The 18,510-nt window shown below is 72.5% G+C and carries 2 protein-coding genes; both read left to right on the top strand.

What is annotated here, in order from left to right; genetic code table 11:
* Window positions 1-28: 28 nt before the first annotated feature.
* Window positions 29-17,050 (top strand): hybrid non-ribosomal peptide synthetase/type I polyketide synthase, encoded by a 17,022-nt coding sequence (locus ASG43_RS04790; RefSeq protein WP_056500745.1) that lies wholly within the window; start codon window positions 29-31, stop codon window positions 17,048-17,050.
* A complete protein-coding gene (locus ASG43_RS04785) occupies window positions 17,047-18,480 on the top strand; it encodes a condensation domain-containing protein (RefSeq protein ID WP_056500742.1) in 1,434 nt (477 codons plus the stop codon). The genes ASG43_RS04790 and ASG43_RS04785 overlap by 4 nt, the downstream gene beginning before the upstream one ends.
* The last annotated feature ends 30 nt before the right edge of the window (window positions 18,481-18,510 follow it).

Here is an 18,510-nt window from a genome sequence, read left to right as displayed (position 1 = left end):
TGAGCGCATCGAAATCGGGGACGTGACCATGGCGAAGATGACCGAACAGGAGCTGCACGAACTGCTCCTCCGCGCCCGCAAGCGGATCGAGGCCCTCGAGGCGGGAGCCGCCGCGCTGCGCGAGCCCGTGGCCGTGATCGGCCTGGCCTGCCGGCTTCCCGGAGCAGAGGACGCGGCGACCTTCTGGCGCAATCTCATCGCCGGCATCGACGGCGTCGGCCCGCTGCCGGACGATCGCTGGGACGCCGAGGCGCTCGTCGGCCGAGGGTCCGAGCCCGAACCCGGCCGGATGCGCACGGCCGACGGCGGCTTCCTCGACGCGGTCACGAGCTTCGATCCCGCCTTCTTCGGCATATCGGGCCGGGAAGCCGACTATATCGATCCCCAGCAGCGGCTCCTCCTCGAGACCGCATGGCATGCGCTGGAGGATGCCGGGATCGTTCCCGCTGCTCTCGCGGGCACCGATACCGGCGTCTTCGTCGGCATCTCCAGCAACGATTACGGCTTCCTGCAGGCCGGTGGGCCGGCGGCGCGGGAGGCCTGGGCCGGCACGGGCAACGCGCTGAGCATCGCGGCGAACCGGCTGTCCTACGTCCTCAACCTCAACGGACCGAGCCTTGCGATCGACACGGCCTGCTCCTCCTCGCTCGTCGCGGTCCATCAGGCCGTGCGAAGCCTGCGCCTGGGGGAAAGCGGCCTCGCGCTCGTCGGCGGCGTCAACGTGCTCCTCAATCCCGACATGTCGATCGCCTTCTCCCAGGCCGGGATGATGTCGCCGACCGGACGCTGCCGGACCTTCGACGCGGCGGCCGACGGCTATGTCCGCTCGGAGGGCGTCGGCGTCGTCGTCTTGAAGCGCCTGTCGGATGCCGAGCGGGACGGGGACGAGATCCGCGCCGTGATCGCGGGCTCCGCCGTCAACCAGGATGGAAGGGGCAACGGCCTGACCGCCCCGAACGGGCCGGCCCAGCAGGCCGTGATCGGCGCGGCGCATCGCGATGCCGGGATCGGTCCGGACGCCGTCGCCTATGTCGAGGCCCACGGCACCGGCACGCCGCTCGGCGATCCCATCGAGTTGAACAGCCTCGCCCGGGTGATGGCGGGCCGAGAGGCCGAACCGGTCCTCATCGGTTCCGTGAAGGCCGCGATCGGCCACGCCGAGGCCGCCGCCGGCATGGCGGGCCTCATCAAGACGGTGCTGGCGATGCAGGCCGGCGAGATCCCGGCGCAGCTGCATCTCACCGAACTCAACCCGCATCTGAAGGCCGCCGCCGAGGGGCCCGTCGCGCCGGTGCGCGCCAGAACGCCCTGGCCGGAGGGCCGCGATCACGCCGGCGTCTCCGCCTTCGGCTTCGGCGGGACCAATGCCCATGTCGTGCTGAAGCGCCATCGGGCCGAGGCATCGACGCCCGTCGGGGCGGTGGCGGAGGCCGACATCCTCGTTCTGACCGCCCGGAGCGAGACCGCGCTGCGCACCCTGGCGGGCCGGATCGCGGCGGCTCCGCCGGCCGACCCTTGCGACCTCGCCGCCAGTCTGGCGGCGCGCCGGACCCGCCACGCCCATCGGCTCGCGCTGCCCGTTCGACGCGATGCGCCGGAGGCCGTCGCGCCGGCGCTCGCCGCCTTCGCGGCGGGATCGCCCGGCCGGTTCCGCAGCGGCCGGCGGCTCGGCAGCCGCCGGCCGCGCATCGTCTTCGCCTTCGGCGGGCAGGGATCGCAGGCCGCCGGCATGGGGGAGGCGCTGCATCGGTCGAGCCCGGTCTTCCGCGCGGCGCTCGAACGCTCCGCGCACGCGCTCGGCGGCGCTCTCGACCGCCCGCTTCTCGACCTTCTGTTCGGGTCCTCCGGCGAAGCGCTCCAGCGCACCGCCGTCGCCCAGCCCGCCCTTGCGGCCCTGCAGTTCGCGCTCACGCAGGTGCTGCAAGACCGCGGCATCCGGCCGGATGCGGTGATGGGCTACAGTCTCGGCGAATATGTCGCCGCCTCCGTCGCGGGCGCCTTGCCCGAAGCGGACATGCTGAGGCTCCTGGCGCGTCGCGGGGCCCTGATCCAGGCGCTGCCCGAGGACGGCGCGATGCTCTCGCTGCGCGCGCCGTCCTCCTTCCTCGCCGAGGCGCTGGACATCGGCTCCGGCGATGTTTCGCTCGCCGCCGTCCTTTCGAACGAGGCCTTCGTCGTCGCCGGCCGGCGCTCCGCCATCGAGGCGATCCGCGCGCGGGCCGAGGCGCTGCGCTTCGCCGCCCGGCCGGTTCCCGTCTCGCACGCCTTCCATTCGCCGCTGATGGACCCCGCGCTGCCGGCGCTCGGCCGGCTCTGCGGGGAGGCCTGCTTCCGGCCGCTGGCGCTGCCGCTCCTGTCCAATCTCGGAGGCCGGCGCCTCGCGGCCGGCACGCTGCTGTCGCCCGACCATTGGACGCGGCACTGCCGCGAGCCGGTGCAGCTTCTGGCCGCCTTCCAGGACCTGGCGACGGATCCCACGACGATCGTCGTCGAGATCGGCGCGAACATGACCCTGTCGGCTCTCGGGCGCGCGTCCGGCACGCTGGCGGCCGATCGCTTCGTGCCGGTCCTGCGCAAGCCCGGCGACGGCCTCGACGCCATCGAGGACGCGCTGGCCTCGCTCTCAGCGCTCGGCGTCGATCTCGATCCCGCCGGCGCGGGCACCCTGCGCGGCTCCGCGTTGCCGCTCTATCCGTTCGACCGGACGATCCACCGCATGGCGCCGGTCCACCGCGCCGTCGCGGACGAAACGCCCCGAGCGTCCACGCCGGCAGGCCTCGATGGACCGGCGATGCGCGCCGCCGCTCCGGCTCCCGGCCTGGAGGCGGGCGAGGATCCCGATCTCCATCTTCTCTTCGCCGGACAGCTGGACCTCGTGCGGCGGACCATCGCGAGCCAGTTGGCCGCGATCGAGGCCGGCGGCGCGAGGGACGCGACGCCCTCCGGCGGCGAACCCGTCCGGGTGGCGGACGCCGCGCAGCTGGCGCCGCTTGCCGAAGACGATCTCGCGCTGTCGATCGTCCGCTCGCTCGACGCGCCGGCCATCGTTTCCACGGGACTGATCGGGCCCAGGGCGATGATCGGCCCGGCGGCGATGATCGCGGAGGCTGGAGCGGGTCTCACCCCCGAAACCGCCGAGCTGGCGGCATCCGGGCCGATGCGGCCGGCGGCCGAGCTGATCTGGCTTCTCGCGCAGAAGAGCGACGACGCCTCGCGGGCCTACCACCTTCCCGTCCTCCTCGATCTCGAGGGGATGATCGATCCGGCGATCGTCGGCGCGGCCTTGCGCACCCTTCTCGACCGCCACGCGGCGCTGCGCGCGCATTTCCCCGCGCCCGGCGTGATGGCGATCCGCGCGGCCGATGCGGTCGAGCCCGATTTCGAGGTGATCGACGCGCGGCTCTGGCCGGCGCGCGAGCAGGACGCCTTCGTCGCGGCGCTCGGCGAACGCGTCTTCGATCTCGAACGGGACGTCCTCATCCGCGCGCGCCTCTTGCGCATGGGGGAGGAGAGATGGCTCCTGTCGCTCGAGGCCCATCACCTCGTCTCCGACGGGCTGTCGATGAACCTTCTCGTCGGCGAACTCGCCGCGCTCTGCAACGCCGCGCTCTGCCGAGAGCCCGCGATGCTGCCGCCCGCTCCGTCCTACACGGCCTATCTGACGCGTCTTGCGGCCGGTCGCGCGGATCCTTCGGCCGACGGCGACCGGGCCTACTGGCTCGCCCGCCTGGGCGCCGGCGCGCCGGTGCTCGATCTCGCCACCGACCGGCCGCGCGGGCGCGCCAAGGGCTGGCGCGGCGACAGCGTCCTCGACGTGCTCGAACCGGGCGAGGCGGCGGCGCTCAAGGGTGCCGCGCGATCGCTCGGCCTCACCCCCTTCATGCTGCTGCACAGCCTTCTCGCGATCGTGCTGGCGCGCATGGCCGGCCAGGAAACGGTCGCCATCGCCACGCCGACGGCCGGCCGGATGGCCGACGAGGAACGCGGTCTCGTCGGTTACTGCTCGGACCTCGTCTTCTCGCTCTCCAGGGTGGACGGCGCGACCTCGCTCGCGGACCATTGCCGGCGCGCGCGGTCCGAGCTTCTCGACGACCTGTCCCATGGCGGATACTCGTTCGCCTGGATCGCGGAAGACCTGCGCGGGCGCGGAACCGCGCTGCCGCTGCAGGTCGTCTTCAACTATCAGGCCGCCTTCGCGATGGCGGCCTTCGATGGCGTCTCGGTGCGGCCCCGGCCGCGTCCGCTGCGCTATCTCGACGGCGAACTCACGATGAACGCGGTCGAGATCGAGGGCCGGCTGGCGCTGGAGCTGAACTTCGACACGGGCCTCTATGAGCACGCGAGCGCCCAGGCGATCCTCGACGCCTATGCCGGGCTCGTCCGCGCCGTCGCGGCGGGCGCGCGCGGACCGGTCGGCACGCTGCCGCTTCTGGCCGCGCCGGCGCGGGCGCGTCTCGACCGCCTCGGGCAAGGCGAGATCTGGCCCGCTCCGACCGAACCGGCCTTCCGCCGCATCGAGCGGATCGCGGCCGAGACGCCGGACGCGACCGCCATCCGCCATGGCGCGGAAGAGCTGAGCTACGGAGCGCTGAACGCGCGGGCGAACGCGCTCGCCCACCGGCTGATCGCCGGCGGTCTCGCCGCCGAAGCTCTGGTCGGCATCCACCTGCCGCGCTCGATCGATCTCGTCGTGGCCCAGCTCGCCGTGTCCAAGGCGGGCGGCGCCTTCGTCGTCCTCGACCGGCGCCAGCCGGCGGAGCGACGGCGGCAGATCGTGGCGCAGGCCGGCATCGCGCACATCCTCGGGCCGAGGGACGATCTCCACGGCACCGCCGCGACCTTCCTCGACGTCGATGCCGACCCCGGTTTCGTCGCAACACAGGGTGATCCGGACCTATCGATCGGCACGGATCGGTTGATGTACGTGATCTTCACCTCCGGCTCCACGGGCGAGCCGAAGGGCGTGATGATCGAGCACGGATCGGTCGCCAACTACGTCGCCTGGCTCGGCCGGCGGCTGTCGGTCACGCCATCCGACCGCATCCTCCAGTTCGCCTCGCTCGGCTTCGACGCCAGCATCGAGGAGATCTACACCGCCCTGACCCACGGAGCGGGGCTGACGCTGCGCGAGGAGGATCTGCCGGACAGCGCCGCCGCCTTCTGGGACGATCTGGCGGACAAGCGCATCTCGATTCTCGACCTGCCCACCGCCTACTGGCACAGCCTGATGGGCGAGGCGGAGGCGCTGGGCCGCATCCCGCCGAGCCTTCGCCATGTCGTCCTCGGCGGCGAGGCGGCCAAGCCCGCCGCCGTCGCGAACTGGCGCGAGCGGGCCCCTGCCGGCATCGGACTCTGGAACACCTACGGGCCGACGGAGACGACGATCGTCTGCACCGCCGCCCGTCTCGACGCCGTGGCCGAGCTCGGCGACGGGCCGATGCCGATCGGCGCGCCCGTCGCGAACGCCGTCACGCTCGTTCTCGATGCGGCGCTGGAGCCGGTGCCGCCCGGCGCGGTCGGCATGCTCTATGTCGCCGGCACGCTCGCCCGCGGCTATCTCGGCCGTCCCGACCTCACCGAGGCCGCCTTCGTCGCGCTGCCCGGCCGCAAGGGCCGCTTCTATCGCACGGGCGATCTCGTGCGCTGGCGCGGCGACGGCCTCCTCGACTTTCGCGGACGCGGCGACGACCAGGTGAAGCTGCGCGGCTTTCGCGTGGAGATGGGCGAGATCGAGAAGACGCTGGAGCGCCTTCCCGCGGTGGCGAGCGCCGCCGTCGTGCCCGAGGAGGTGGCGGGCGTGACGCGGCTCGCCGCCTTCGTGGTGCCGGCCAAAGACGCCCTCCTCGACCGCGCCGCGCTGCGGGCCGAGCTTCTGCGGCACCTTCCGGACTACATGGTGCCGCAGGCGATCCTCGCCGTGCCGCGCCTGCCGGTGAACGCCAACGGCAAGATCGACCGCAAGGCCCTGCCGGCGGTGGACTGGCCGGCGGAACTGGCGAGGGCCGGCGCGCTCGACGGCGCCGTCCGCGTTCCGCTCGACGACGCCCAGCGGGCGGTCGCCGACGTATGGGCCGAGGTGCTCGGCCTCGACGCGGCAGCGCTGTCGCCGGACAGCGACTTCTTCGCCGTCGGCGGCGATTCGCTGCTCGCCATGCGCGTCCTGTCGCGGCTCGGCGCGACGACCTCGGCAACGCTGTCGGCGCGCGATCTCTTCCGCGCCTCGCGGCTCGGCGATCTCGCACGCCTCGTTGGGCTTCCCGGGACCGGCGACGCGCCGGCGCGTCCCGTCGTGGAGCGCCAGAAGCGCGGCGGCCCGCTCGCTTTGTCCACCGCGCAGCGCCGGCTCTGGTTCCTGCACCAGCTCGATCCCTCGCGCGGCACCTACAACCTGCCGTCGCGCATCGACCTCACCGGCCCGCTCGACCTCGACCGGGTCCATGCGGCTCTCGCGGCGCTTCTCATGCGGCACGAGAGCCTGCGCACGCGGTTCCTCGACCGGGACGGCGAGCCGGTCGCGGTGATCGACGAGATCGGCGCCTTGCCGCTCGATATCGTGGATCTCTCGGCCGAGGACGATGCCGAGGCGGCGGTCGAGCGTGCGGCGATCTCGACGGCGACCGAGCCCTTCGCGCTCGACGGCGGCCCGCTGGTGCGCGCGACGCTGTTCCGCCGCGCCGCCGATCGGCATGTCCTCGTTCTCTGCGTCCACCACATCGTCAGCGACGGCTGGTCGATGGCGATCCTCGGCCGCGATTTCGCCGCCGCCTACGATGCCGCGCCGGACACGGGTCCCTCGCGCGGCCTCGCCCCTCTCGATCGCGACTATGCCGACTTCGCCGCGGCGGCCGTGGCGGCCCGTCAGGCGCTCGACTCCGAGCCGCTTCGCGCCTTCTGGCGCGGCCGCCTCGGCGACCTTCCGGACGTGCTGGAGCTACCCGCCGATCACCCCCGCCCGGACGTTCCGAACGGCGAGGGCCGGGTCCACCGTTTCGCGCTGTCCAAGGGCGAGGCATTCGCCTTGCGCGAGGCCGCGCGCGCCATCGGCGTCACGCCCTTCGCCGTCCTCTTCGCCACCTGGGGCCTCCTTCTGGCCCGCATCAGCGGGCAGGGCGCCTTCGCGATCGGCACCGTCACCGCCAACCGGGTGCTGCCCGGCTCCGAGGAGGTCGTCGGTTTCTTCGCCGACACGCTGGCGCTGCGCTTCGACGCCGCGGACCAGCCGGCCTTCGCCGATCTCTGCCGCCGCGCGCAGCAGGAGCTTCTCGACGCCATGGCGCATGCGGCGCTGCCCTTCGAGGCGATCGTGGAGGACCTCGTCACCGAACGCACCGAGGCGCATTCCCCGGTCTTCCAGACCATGTTCGTCTGGCAGAACACGCCGGCGGCCTTGCGCGCGACGGACGGGCTCGTGCTGAAGACGACGCGTCTCGACAAGGCCGCGACGCAGTTCGATCTCGTTCTCGACATGACCGAGACCGAGGACGGCATCGAAGCGATGCTGGACTATCGCACGCAGCTTTTCGAGCCGGCGACGGTGGAGCGCCTCGGGGCGCAGTTCGCCCGCCTGCTCGCCGCCGCCACGGCCCGGCCGGAGGCTCCGGTCGGCGCTTTGGCCTTTCACGAGGCCGCACCGGAGGCGGCCGTCACGCAGATGCCCGACATCGACGGCAGGCCCGACCAGGGAAAGATGCCCGAGATTGCCAACCGTCGCCTCGACGCCATCCTCGACGGGCATGCCAAGACCCGGCCCGACGGCATCGCCGTCCTCTACGAAGCGGCCGACGGGGCGGTGTCCTGGCTGACCTGGCGCGACTTCGAGGCCGCCGCTGCCGCCCTCGCCGCCCTTCTACAGACGCGCGGCGTGCGTCACGGCGATGCGGTCGCCGTCGCCGCCGAGCGCTCGCCGGCGCTTCTCGTCGCGATCTACGCGGCGATGAAGGCGGGCGCAGCCTATGTGCCGCTGGATCCCGCCGCCCCGGCGGAGCGCCAGCAGAGCCTCGTCGCCGCCGCCGGCACCAGGTTCCTGCTGACCGAGACGGCGCTTCTGCCGCTCTTCACGGGCGCCGAAGGCGCGCCGCCGGTGCCGTTCCATCTCCTCGACACGCCGACGCCCCTCGTGGACCTGGCCGTCGTTCCCGCCACCGATCCGGCGCTGCCGCTCTACGTGATCTTCACCTCGGGAACGACCGGGGTGCCGAAGGGCGTCGTCGTGCCCCATCGGGGCGTCGCCAACATGGCGCTCGGCATGGGCCGCCGTCTCGGCGTCGAGCCCGGCGACAGCCTCCTCCAGTTCGCGCCGCTGAACTTCGACGCCTCGGCGCTGCAGATCTTCGTGCCGCTTCTGGCCGGCGGCACCTCGGTTCTCCATCACGCCCCGAGTCGCCTCGGCGCGCGCGACTTCATGGATCTCGCCGACCGATACGGCCTGACCATGCTCGATCTGCCGGCTGCGCTCTGGCGGCAATGGGTGGAGACGATGACCGAGGAGGGCCTGCGCATGGCGCCCTCGATCCGCATCTTCCTCACCGGCGGCGAAGCCCTGTCGCCGCGCACCATGCGGCGCTGGGCGGCGCTCTGCGACCGCAAGGTCGTCTTCCTCTCCTCCTACGGCCCGACCGAGGCCTCTATCACCGCGACCGCCTATGTCAGCGACAGCGATGCGATGGCGACGGCGCCCGACGGCGCGCCCGACATCGGTCATCCCCTGCCGAACGTCGCCGTCCACATCCTCGACCTCTTCGGCGCACCGGCCGCGCCGGGCGTGATCGGCGAGATCGCCATCGGCGGGCCGGGCGTCGCCGACGGCTATCTCGGCGACCCCTCGCGCACGGCCGCCGCCTTCGTGGAGCGCAAAGGGCTCGGCCGCCTCTACCTCACCGGCGACTACGGACGGCGCAAGCCGGACGGCGCCTTCGAATTCCACGGACGACGCGACGCGCAGATCAAGATCCGCGGCTTCCGCATCGAGCCGGCCGAGATCGAGGCGGCGATGCTCGCCCATCCCGGCCTCGTCGGGGCGCTCGTCACGACGCAGAAGACGCTCGACCGACGCTCGCGTCTCGTCGCCTTCGCCGTCCCGGCGGACGAGGTCGCCGCGGCCGCAGGGCCGGAAGGGGAGGCGCTGGTCGCCTCGCTGAAGGCCCATCTCGCCGCGACGCTGCCCGAACCCATGGTGCCGGCGGCGATCACGCTGCTCGCCGCGTTGCCGCTTCTGCCGAACGGCAAGATCGACCGCCGTGCGCTGCCGCAGGTTCCCGTCTCGGCCCCCGTCACGCGTGCGTACGAGCCTCCCGAGGCGGGTGCCGAGGCGACGCTCGCCGCGATCTGGCGCGAGATGCTGTCGGTCGAGCGCGTCGGGCGGGAGGACAATTTCTTCGAGCTCGGCGGCGATTCCATCCTCAGCCTGCAACTGGCCGCAAGGGCACGGCGCGCCGGCCTGTCCTTCGACGTGCGCTCGGTCTTCCGCCACCAGACGCTTGCCGCCCTCGCGGCCGCGGCGGAGCCGTCCGACGCGGCCGGCGAGGCGTGGTCCGGCCCCCAGCCGATGTCGCTCGCCGGCATCGCGGCGGACGATCTCGCCCGCATCCTGTCCGATCATCCCGGCCTTGAGAACGTCCACGACGCCTCCTTCGGGCAGGCGGGCATGCTGTTCCACTCGATCCTCGCGCCGGACAGCGGTGCGTTCCTGCTGCAGACCCGCATCGACTTCGCACAGGGGCTCGATGTCGATGCATTGAAGGCGGCGGTGGGCGATCTCACGATGCGCCATCCCGTCCTTCGCTCGAGCTTCCTCTGGGCGGATCGCGTCCAGCCGTTGCAGCTCGTCCATGCCGCCGTCGAATTGCCCTGGCGCGAGATCGATCTTGCGGGCGAAGAGAACGAGCCGAAAGCGATCGACGCGCTCGCCGCGATCGATCTCGCCAGTCCCCTCGACCTGCTGCACCCGCCGCTGATGCGGCTGACCCTGGTGCGCCGGCGCAGCGGGTTCACGCTTCTCTGGCTGAAGCATCACGCCATCGTCGACGGCTGGAGCATGGCGCTCCTCTACGACGATCTCGTCGCCTTCTACGGCGCGCGCAGCATCGGGCGGACCCTCGATCTGCCGCCGGCGCCCGGTTTCGACCGCTATATCGGTTGGCTGCAAACCCGCAATCGCGCGGCGGCCGAGGCCTATTGGTCGCTGGAACTGTCGGGCTTCGCGTCCCCGACCGATCTCGGCATCGGACGCGATGCGGGGACCGAAACCGGCGCGGTCGGAATTTCCGCCCGCCACGTCCGCCCGGACGCCTTCGCGAGGCTGACGGCCAAGGCGCGCGCCGAGCGCGTGACGCTGGGAACGCTGGTCATGGGCGCCTGGGCGGTCCTTCTGTCGCGCTACAGCGGTGCCCGCGAGGTGCTCGCCAACGTCACCGTCTCCGGTCGCCCGCACGATTTGGCGGGGGCCGAGGAGATCGTGGGGATGTTCCTCAACGCCCTGCCGCTCCGGACCGAGGTGGAGGACGGCGAGGCGCTCTGGCCCTGGCTGCGCGGGCTGCAGGACCGGCAGTCGGGCAACGATGCGATGGGCCATCTCGGCCTCGTCGACATCCAGCGCTTCAGCGGCGTCGCGACCGGGCAACGGCTCGCCGAGACGCTCGTCATCGTTCAGAACACGCCCCTCGGTGCCGCCGCGACCGGCGGCTCCGGCACGGCGGGCCTCGCCGGGCTCGTCACGGGGATGACCGGCCTGCAGAAGACCAGCGCCCCGGTGACGCTCTTCGCCGAGGGGGAGGCGGGCGGGCTCGCCCTGCGGCTCCAGTACGATGCCGGCCGCTACGCGCCGGCCGAGATGGCGCTTCTGGCGGAGCGCCTGGAACGCATCCTCGCCGGCATGGCGACGGCGACCTCGCCCGGCGATCTCCGGCTGATGGACCCGGCCGAGGAGGCCGCCGTCCTCGCGCGCTCCGCCGGTCCGGTGGCCGATCTGCCGGACGCGCTCTCGCTGATCGCGCTCTTCGAGCGTCAGGCGCGCGAAACGCCGGACCGGATCGCGCTTCTCGACGGGCATCGCACGCTGACCTATGCCGCGCTCGATGCGCGCGCCCGCCGGATCGCTTTCTCGCTCCTGGACCGCGGCGTGCGGCCCGGCGAGGTGGTCGCGCTCCTTTCCGAGCGGTCGCTCGATGCGACCGCCGCACTCCTCGGAATCCTGAAGGCGGGCGCGGCCTTTCTGGCCCTCGATCCGAGCTATCCGGAGGCGCGCCTTGCGGCGGTGCTGTCGGATTCCGGCGCCGTGCTGCTGCTTCACGCGAGCGAGCCGCCGGCCGGCCTCGACGGCCTGTCGCTGCCGCGCCTTTCTCTCGGCGACGCGTTGACGACGGAGGAAACCGCCCGGGGCGAGACGCCGGGCGCGGGCGTTCTCGGCCCGGACAGCCTCGCCTATCTCATCTACACGTCGGGCTCGACCGGCCAGCCCAAGGGCGTGCGCGCCCTGCACCGCGGCGCGCTGAACCGCTTCGGCTGGATGTGGCGCGACATGCCCTTCGAGCCGGGCGAGACGATGGTCCAGAAGACCGCGCTCTCCTTCGTCGACTGCATCTGGGAGGTGTTCGGGCCGCTCCTGGCCGGCGTGCCCTCGCTCGTCCTCGACGAGGCGTCCGTGCGCGACGTTCCGGGCTTCATCGACCGGCTCGCCGAGGAGAACGTCACGCGTCTCGTCCTGGTGCCGACGCTGCTGCGCGCCATGATCGATTTGCACGGCGATCTCGGGCTTAAGCTGCCCAAGCTCCGGCACTGGATCTCGTCCGGCGAAGCGCTGCCGGCCGATCTCGTGGCGGCTTTCCGACGCGCCGCGCCGGGCTGCCGCCTGATCAACCTCTACGGCTCGTCCGAGGTCGCGGGCGACGTCACCTGGTTCGACACGGCGGACATGGAGGAGGGTCGTTCGCGTCCCGCCTCGCTCGGCCGCCCGCTCGACAATTGCGCCGTCTACCTCCTCGACGCGGCGCGCCGGCCCGTGCCGGACGGTCTGCCGGGCGAGCTCTGGATCGGCGACGCGAATCTCGCCGCCGGCTATCATGGCCGTCCCGATCTCTCCGATGAGGCCTTCGTGCCGAACCCGTTCGGCGAGGGGCTCCTGTTCCGCAGCCGCGACTTCGGCCGTCGCGAGGACGACGGCACGATCACCTTCCTCGGCCGCCAGGACGGGCAGGTGAAGATCCGCGGCATGCGGGTCGATCTCGCCGAGGTGGAGGCCGCCCTGCGCGCGGTGCCCGGCGTCGACATGGGCGTCGTCCTCAACCGGCCCGCGCAGGACGGCCGGGCGCGGCTCGTCGGCTACGTCACGGGCGGGCTCGACGCCGCCGATGTCCGGCGCGCGCTGGACTCGACGCTGCCCGGCCATATGATCCCCGCGGCGCTCGTCCCGATGGACGCGATCCCGCTCCTGCCGAACGGCAAGGTCGATCGGCGCTCGCTGCCGAACCCGGCCGATCAGGATCTCTCCGCCGCGGGCGCGCTGGTCCCCTGCGAGACGGCGACGGAGCGGGCGCTCGCCGCGATCTTCGCCGAGGTGCTCGACCGCCGCCCGGACGAGATCGGCCGCACGCACAACTATTTCCATCTCGGCGGAGATTCCATCTCGGCGATCCGCGTGGCGACGCGCGCGGCCGCGGGCGGCCTGCCGGTCACCGTGCGCGACATCTTCGAAACGCAGACGCTCGCAGAACTCGCCGCGCGCGCCGACGCGGCGGCAAGTCCCGTCCTCGCCGACCTGCCCCTCGGCGCGGCCTTTCCGCTGCTGGCGCCGGGCGAACGTCGATCGCTGCGTCTGCCGCTGGTGCCCGCTTTGTCGCAGGCGAGCGTCGAACAGGCGCTGGCGGCGCTCGCCGTCCGGCACGATCTCCTGCGCGGCCGGCTCGAAAGCCGTTCGGCCGGCCCGACCATCGTCTTCGCATCGGACGATCGAAACGACCTGCCGTCCGTCCTTTCGACAAGGATGCAGGTCTCGGACGGGTTCGTCTCGTCGATCGTCCTTGAAGCTCATCCACTCCTCGTCGACGCAAAGGGCTGGCAGGCCGTCATGGCCGATCTCCGGTCGCTGCTCGACGGCCGCGCACCGAGGGGGCAACGGCGCTCGATCGCCCTCCTGCCCCCGCAGCCGGTCGCTTCTCCGCTTCGAACGGTACCGGCTTTGCCTCTCGCGGGCAGCACCATCGATCTTGCCGATCTGACGGCGACGGCGGCGCGTCATCTGCGCGCGGACCCGCGGGAGTTCGTCGGCGCGGCGCTTGCCATGGCCGCCGCCCGTCTCGGACTGGACGGCCCCATCGGTCTCGTTCTGTGCGACCGCGCGTCCGAATGCGAAGGTCTGGCGACCCTTTGCGAGCGCACCGTGGCGCTGCCGGCCGCGACGGGCGATGCCGTCGCCGATCTTCGAGCCGTGAAGGCGGCCTTGCGTGCGCCGGCGGGAACACCCGACCCGGCCTTCGCGCTGACGATCCGCCTTCTCGGGGGAACACCGGCCTTCGAGGGCTGCGCGGTCGAGACGCCGGTGGTCCTCCTCTCCCCCGGCGCCCCGCCGCATTGGGAACTGGCCCTTTCCGGTCGCGTCCTGTCGATCTCCGCCTATGCCGGCGAGGCCCCGCCGGCGACGCTGGCGGATCTTCCCGCCGCGCTCGCGGCGGCGCTCGGCGACATCGCGGAGCGCAGCCGGCAGCCGGACCCCAGGGTCTGGATCGACAGCGACTTCCCGCTGGCGAAGCTGAAGCCCGGCGCGATCGGCACGCTCGGCGCCCGCCATCTCGATATCGAGACCGTCCAGGCCGCGACGCCCGGCCAGACCGGCATGATCTTCCACGCGCTCGCCGAGCCGGACAGCGCGGTCTACGGCATCCACACCACGCTGCATCTTCGCCCCGGCCTCGACGTCGATGCGCTTCAAACGGCCCTCCACGCCCTCATCGCGCGCCACGAGGTCCTGCGCACCACCTTCGACTGGACGCTGTCGGACCGGCCGCTCCAGCTGGTCCACCGCACGGCGCGTCTGCCGCTCGCCGTCATCGACGCGCGGCCGGACGCTCCGGACGGCTACGCCGCCCGGCTCGCCGCGCACGAGGCTCGCGACCGGGCGACGGCGGTGGATCTGTCGCAGGCCCCCGCCCTGCGGGCCACGCTTCTGCTCGCGCCGGGCGGCGCGGCCGATCTTCTTCTCTCGGTCCATCATGCGGTGGTCGACGGCTGGTCGCTGCCGCTGCTTCTGCGCGATCTCGCGGCCCTCTACGACGACGCGGCCGGCCTGCCGGGAACCCCGCTTCCCGATGCGCCGGACTTCTCCGACTATGTCGGGTGGATCGCCCGGCAGGACCGCGCCGCCGCGCTCGCGCATTGGCGTGAGGGTCTCGCCCATCTCGGCGGTGGAACCGATCTCGTCATCGGCGGGGGCGCCGAGGCCGAGACCGGTCGCTTCGACAGCCACGCGATCACGCTGTCGGGGGCTGTCCTCGCCCCCATCGCGCGCCGAGCCCGAGCCGAGGGCATCACCGTCTCGACCGTCACGCAAGGGGCGTGGGCGATGCTTCTCGCCCGTTACAATCAGGCCGCGGAGCAGGTCTTCGGCGTCACCGTCTCGGGCCGCCCGGCGGAGCTTCCCGGCATCGAGGATGCGGTCGGACCCTTCGTTAACGTCCTCCCCTTGCGCGTTGCGACCCTGGATGCCCTCGGTCCCATGGATTTCCTGCGGGCGATCCAGACGACGCAGGCGGGCAACGACCGCTTCCATCATCTCTCCTTCGCCGAGATCCAGGCCACCAGCGGCCTCGCTCCCGGCGAGCGGCTTTGCGACAGCATGATCGTCTTCCAGAACTTCCCGATGGACGATCGTCTCGTCGGGGGGCGGTCCGACGGTCCGGGACCGCGGACGGCAGGCCTTGCGGGGCTGATCGGCGGGATCGACGGGCACCAGACCACGAGCTATGCGCTCACCCTTTTCGTCGTGCCGGAGGGGGAGGGCCTCGCCATCCAGTTCGTCTACGACGCCGGCCGCTTCGAGGCGTCCAGCATCGAGGCGCTCGGTCGCCATCTCTCCCGCGTCTTCGAAACCCTCGGCGACGCCCAGACGCTGGCCGAGGTCGAGGTGCTCGCGGTCGACGAGGCGGCGGCGGCGATCGCGCTCGGGCAGGGCCCGTTCGAACCCCGGCCGTCGGCCTCTTCCGCGCTCGCGCTCTTCGAGGCGCGCGTCGACGCCATGCCGGACGCGACGGCTCTGATCCTCGAAGACGGGATCGCGACCTATGCGACGATCGAACGCGACGCCAATGTCCTTGCCGCCATCCTGCGGGCGAGGGGCCTCGGCAAGGGCGACGTCGTCGCGATTCACATGGAGCGCTCGGCGCTGCTCGTCGCCGCGCTCCTGGCGATCCTGAAGGCTGGCGGCGCCTGGTTGCCGCTCGATCCCGCCTATCCCGCCGATCGCCTCGCCTTCATGATCGAGGACAGCGGCGCGCGCCTCGTCCTCTCCGACGGCGCGGCGCTCGCCTTCGAGCCCGCCTGCACCGTGCTGGATGCCGGGGCGGCGCTGGCGTCCGGCCCGGCCGCCTCCCGCGCGGTCTCGGCGCTGCAGCCGGAAGACCTCGCCTATCTGATCTACACGTCCGGCTCCACCGGACGGCCGAAAGGCGTGCGCGCGCTGCATCGCGGGCTCCTCAACCGGCTCGCCTGGAGCTGGCGGGCGCTGCCCTACGCAAACGGCGAGGTCGCGGTGCTGAAGACGGCGCTGCCCTTCGTCGACTCGGTCGCGGAAATCTTCGGACCGCTTCTCCAGGGCGTGCCGCTGGTGGTCGTGCCCACCGACGACGTCGCCGATACCGGGCGCCTCATCGACCGTCTCGCGCGGCATGCGGTGACGTGGATCGTCGTCGTTCCGTCGCTCTTGCGCGCGATTCTCGACCTTCCCGGCGAGGCCGCGCGCCGGCTCGGCTCCTTGCGCACCGTCGTCGTCAGCGGCGAGGCCTGCACGGCGGACCTCGTCGCGCGCTTCCGGCGCGTCCTGCCGGGCACGCGGTTCGTCAATTTCTACGGCTCCTCGGAAGTCGCGGGCGACGTGACGGCCTTCGACACGGCCGGCATGGACCTTTCCGACATCGGCGCGCCGGTGCCGATCGGCCGGCCGATCGACCGGTCGGGCAGCCATGTCCTCGACCGTCGCCGCCGACCCATGCCGGTGGGGATGCCGGGCGAGCTCCACGTGACGGGCGACAATCTCGCCGACGGCTATCACGGCCAGCTCGAACTGACGTCGGAGGCTTTCGCCGCGAACCCGTTCGGCGAAGGACGGATGTTCCGCACCCGGGACTGGGCGCGCTGGAACGCGGACGGCGCTCTCGAATTCCTCGGCCGACAGGACGGGCAGATCAAGATCCGCGGCATGCGGGTGGAGATCGGCGAGGTGGAGACGGTCCTGCGCGGCCAGGCGGGGGCCGGCGATGCCGTGGTCCGGCCGGTGAAGGCGCCCGGCGGCGGCCTCGCGCTCGCCGCCTACTGGACGGGGAGGGCCTCGGCGCAGGGGCTGGCGGATGGTCTTCGCACGATCCTGCCGGGGCACATGGTGCCGCAGCACTGGACGAAGCTCGGCGCCCTGCCGCTCCTGCCGAACGGCAAGATCGACCGTCGCGCGCTGCCTGATCCCACGCCGGCGCCGGCGCCGGTCTCCGCCCTCGACGCAAAGGGCGCGGGCGAGCCGGACGGGTTCGTCGAACGCCTTCTCCTGCCGGTCTGGTCGGCGGTGCTGGAGCGGCCGGCGGCGGCGATTCCGGCGACCGAGGACTTCTTCGCGCTCGGCGGCCATTCGCTCGCGGCAGCCCGGGCCGTGGCGGAGATCGCCCTGGAGACCGGCGTCGCGCTGCGGCTTCGGGATCTCTACGGCGCGTCGAGCCTCCGGGCGGTGGCGGCGCGGATCGAGGCGGATCTCGTGTCCGACCTCTCGACGGAAGAGCTCGCCGCGCTGATCGAGGAAACCCGTCGCGAGATGACGAGAGCGACGACGGGGGACATGCCGAAGGACAGGCCGACATGACCATCGATTCCCGCATCGGTTCTCTCGCCGAACTGCCGCGCGCGCTGCGCGACGCCGTGTTCGGCAAGCTCGTCGCCCGGCGGCGCGCGTCGGCGAGCCCGGCCGAGGCGTCGATCCCCCACGCCGACCGGACGGGGCGGCTGCCCGTCTCGCTGGAGCAGGCCTTCATCCTGCGCCAGCAGAGCCGCTTCGGCGGGCGCGTCGCCTGGACCATCGCCGCGCCGCCCCTCATTCTGGAGGACGTCGACGTCGAGGCGCTGAGGCGGGCCGTCGCCGTGCTCACCCGTCGCCACGATGCGCTGCACATGACGATCGAGGCGGATGGCGAGGGCCATCGCCTGCGGCTCGATCCCGGCGCGCTCCCGCCCCTCACGGTGACCCGGCTGCCGCTGACCGCCGCGCTGACCGGCCTGGAAGCTTGGATCCGCAAGCGCTACGAGCGAATGCTCGCCCTGGGATTCGATCCCGAAACGGGGCCGCTCTGGCGTGCCGAACTCGTCAGCCGGGGCAAGCGCGGCGTGCTCCTCACGAGCTTCTGCAGCCTCGTCGCGGACGGCGAGGCCCTCCATCTCGTCGCCGCCGAGCTGATGGAGCTCTACGAGGCGGAGCGTGGCGGCGCGTCCCTGGCCGAGCCGGTTTCGCCGAGGCTCGACTATGCCGACTACGCCGCCGCGCAAGCCACCGATATCCGGGCGGGCCGCTTCGAGGGCGCGCTCGGCTGGTGGCGGGCGCGCCTTGCCGGGGGGCCGCCGGTCTCCTGGAGCACGGGCGCCCAGGCCCGCGAGGGGGCCGGTTCGGCGCTTCTCTACGAACAGGTGCTGTCGCCGCGGACGGGCCGGGCCCTCGACGCCTTCGCGGCCCTCCATCGCACGACGCCGCATGTCGTGCTGCTCACCGAATTCCTGCGCGTCCTGCGCCGGATCGACGGTGAGGACGATCTCTGGGTGGCGTCGGCGACGACGGCGCGGGACCGTGCGCAGACACGGGCCATGGTCGGGTCCTTCGCCCGGCTGATGCCGCTGCGCCTATCCTGGCCGGATTCGGGCGAGCCGCTCGATGCGGTCCACGCGGCGCTGGTCGAGACCATGGACCGCGAGCCCGTGCCGCATCTCCTCCTCCAGGACATGCTCGAGACGGCGCATCCCGGTGCGTCCTCCGCCTTCCGCTACATCTTCAACCATCGGCTCGTCGGCGAGACACCGGAGGAGAAGGAGACGGCCGACGTGGCGTTCCGGCCGGGGCCCCCGCATGCCGAGGCGGCGCGCGAGGAGGACATCCTCCTCATGGTGCTGCAATCGGGGGAGCGCCGCGAACTGCACTGGTACCTGCGCGCCGACCGGTTTCGGCCCGCCGATGCCGAGGAGATGCTCGGAGACTTTCTCGACGTCCTTCGCCTGCGGATCTCGTCGCCCGATTTCGCGGCGACGTAGACCGCCGTCCCGGCGAAACCCGTCCGGCGC

It is taken from the genome of Aureimonas sp. Leaf454, from assembly GCF_001424685.1.
In the GTDB taxonomy this organism is placed as follows: Bacteria; Pseudomonadota; Alphaproteobacteria; order Rhizobiales; family Rhizobiaceae; genus Plantimonas.
This window is presented reverse-complemented; position numbering and strand designations above follow the sequence as displayed.

Excerpts from the sequence above, each read along its gene's own strand:
- ASG43_RS04790 (WP_056500745.1), top strand. The coding sequence starts at position 29 with ATGGCGAAGATGACCGAACAGGAGCTGCACGAACTGCTCCTCCGCGCC.
- ASG43_RS04785 (WP_056500742.1), top strand. The coding sequence starts at position 17,047 with ATGACCATCGATTCCCGCATCGGTTCTCTCGCCGAACTGCCGCGCGCG.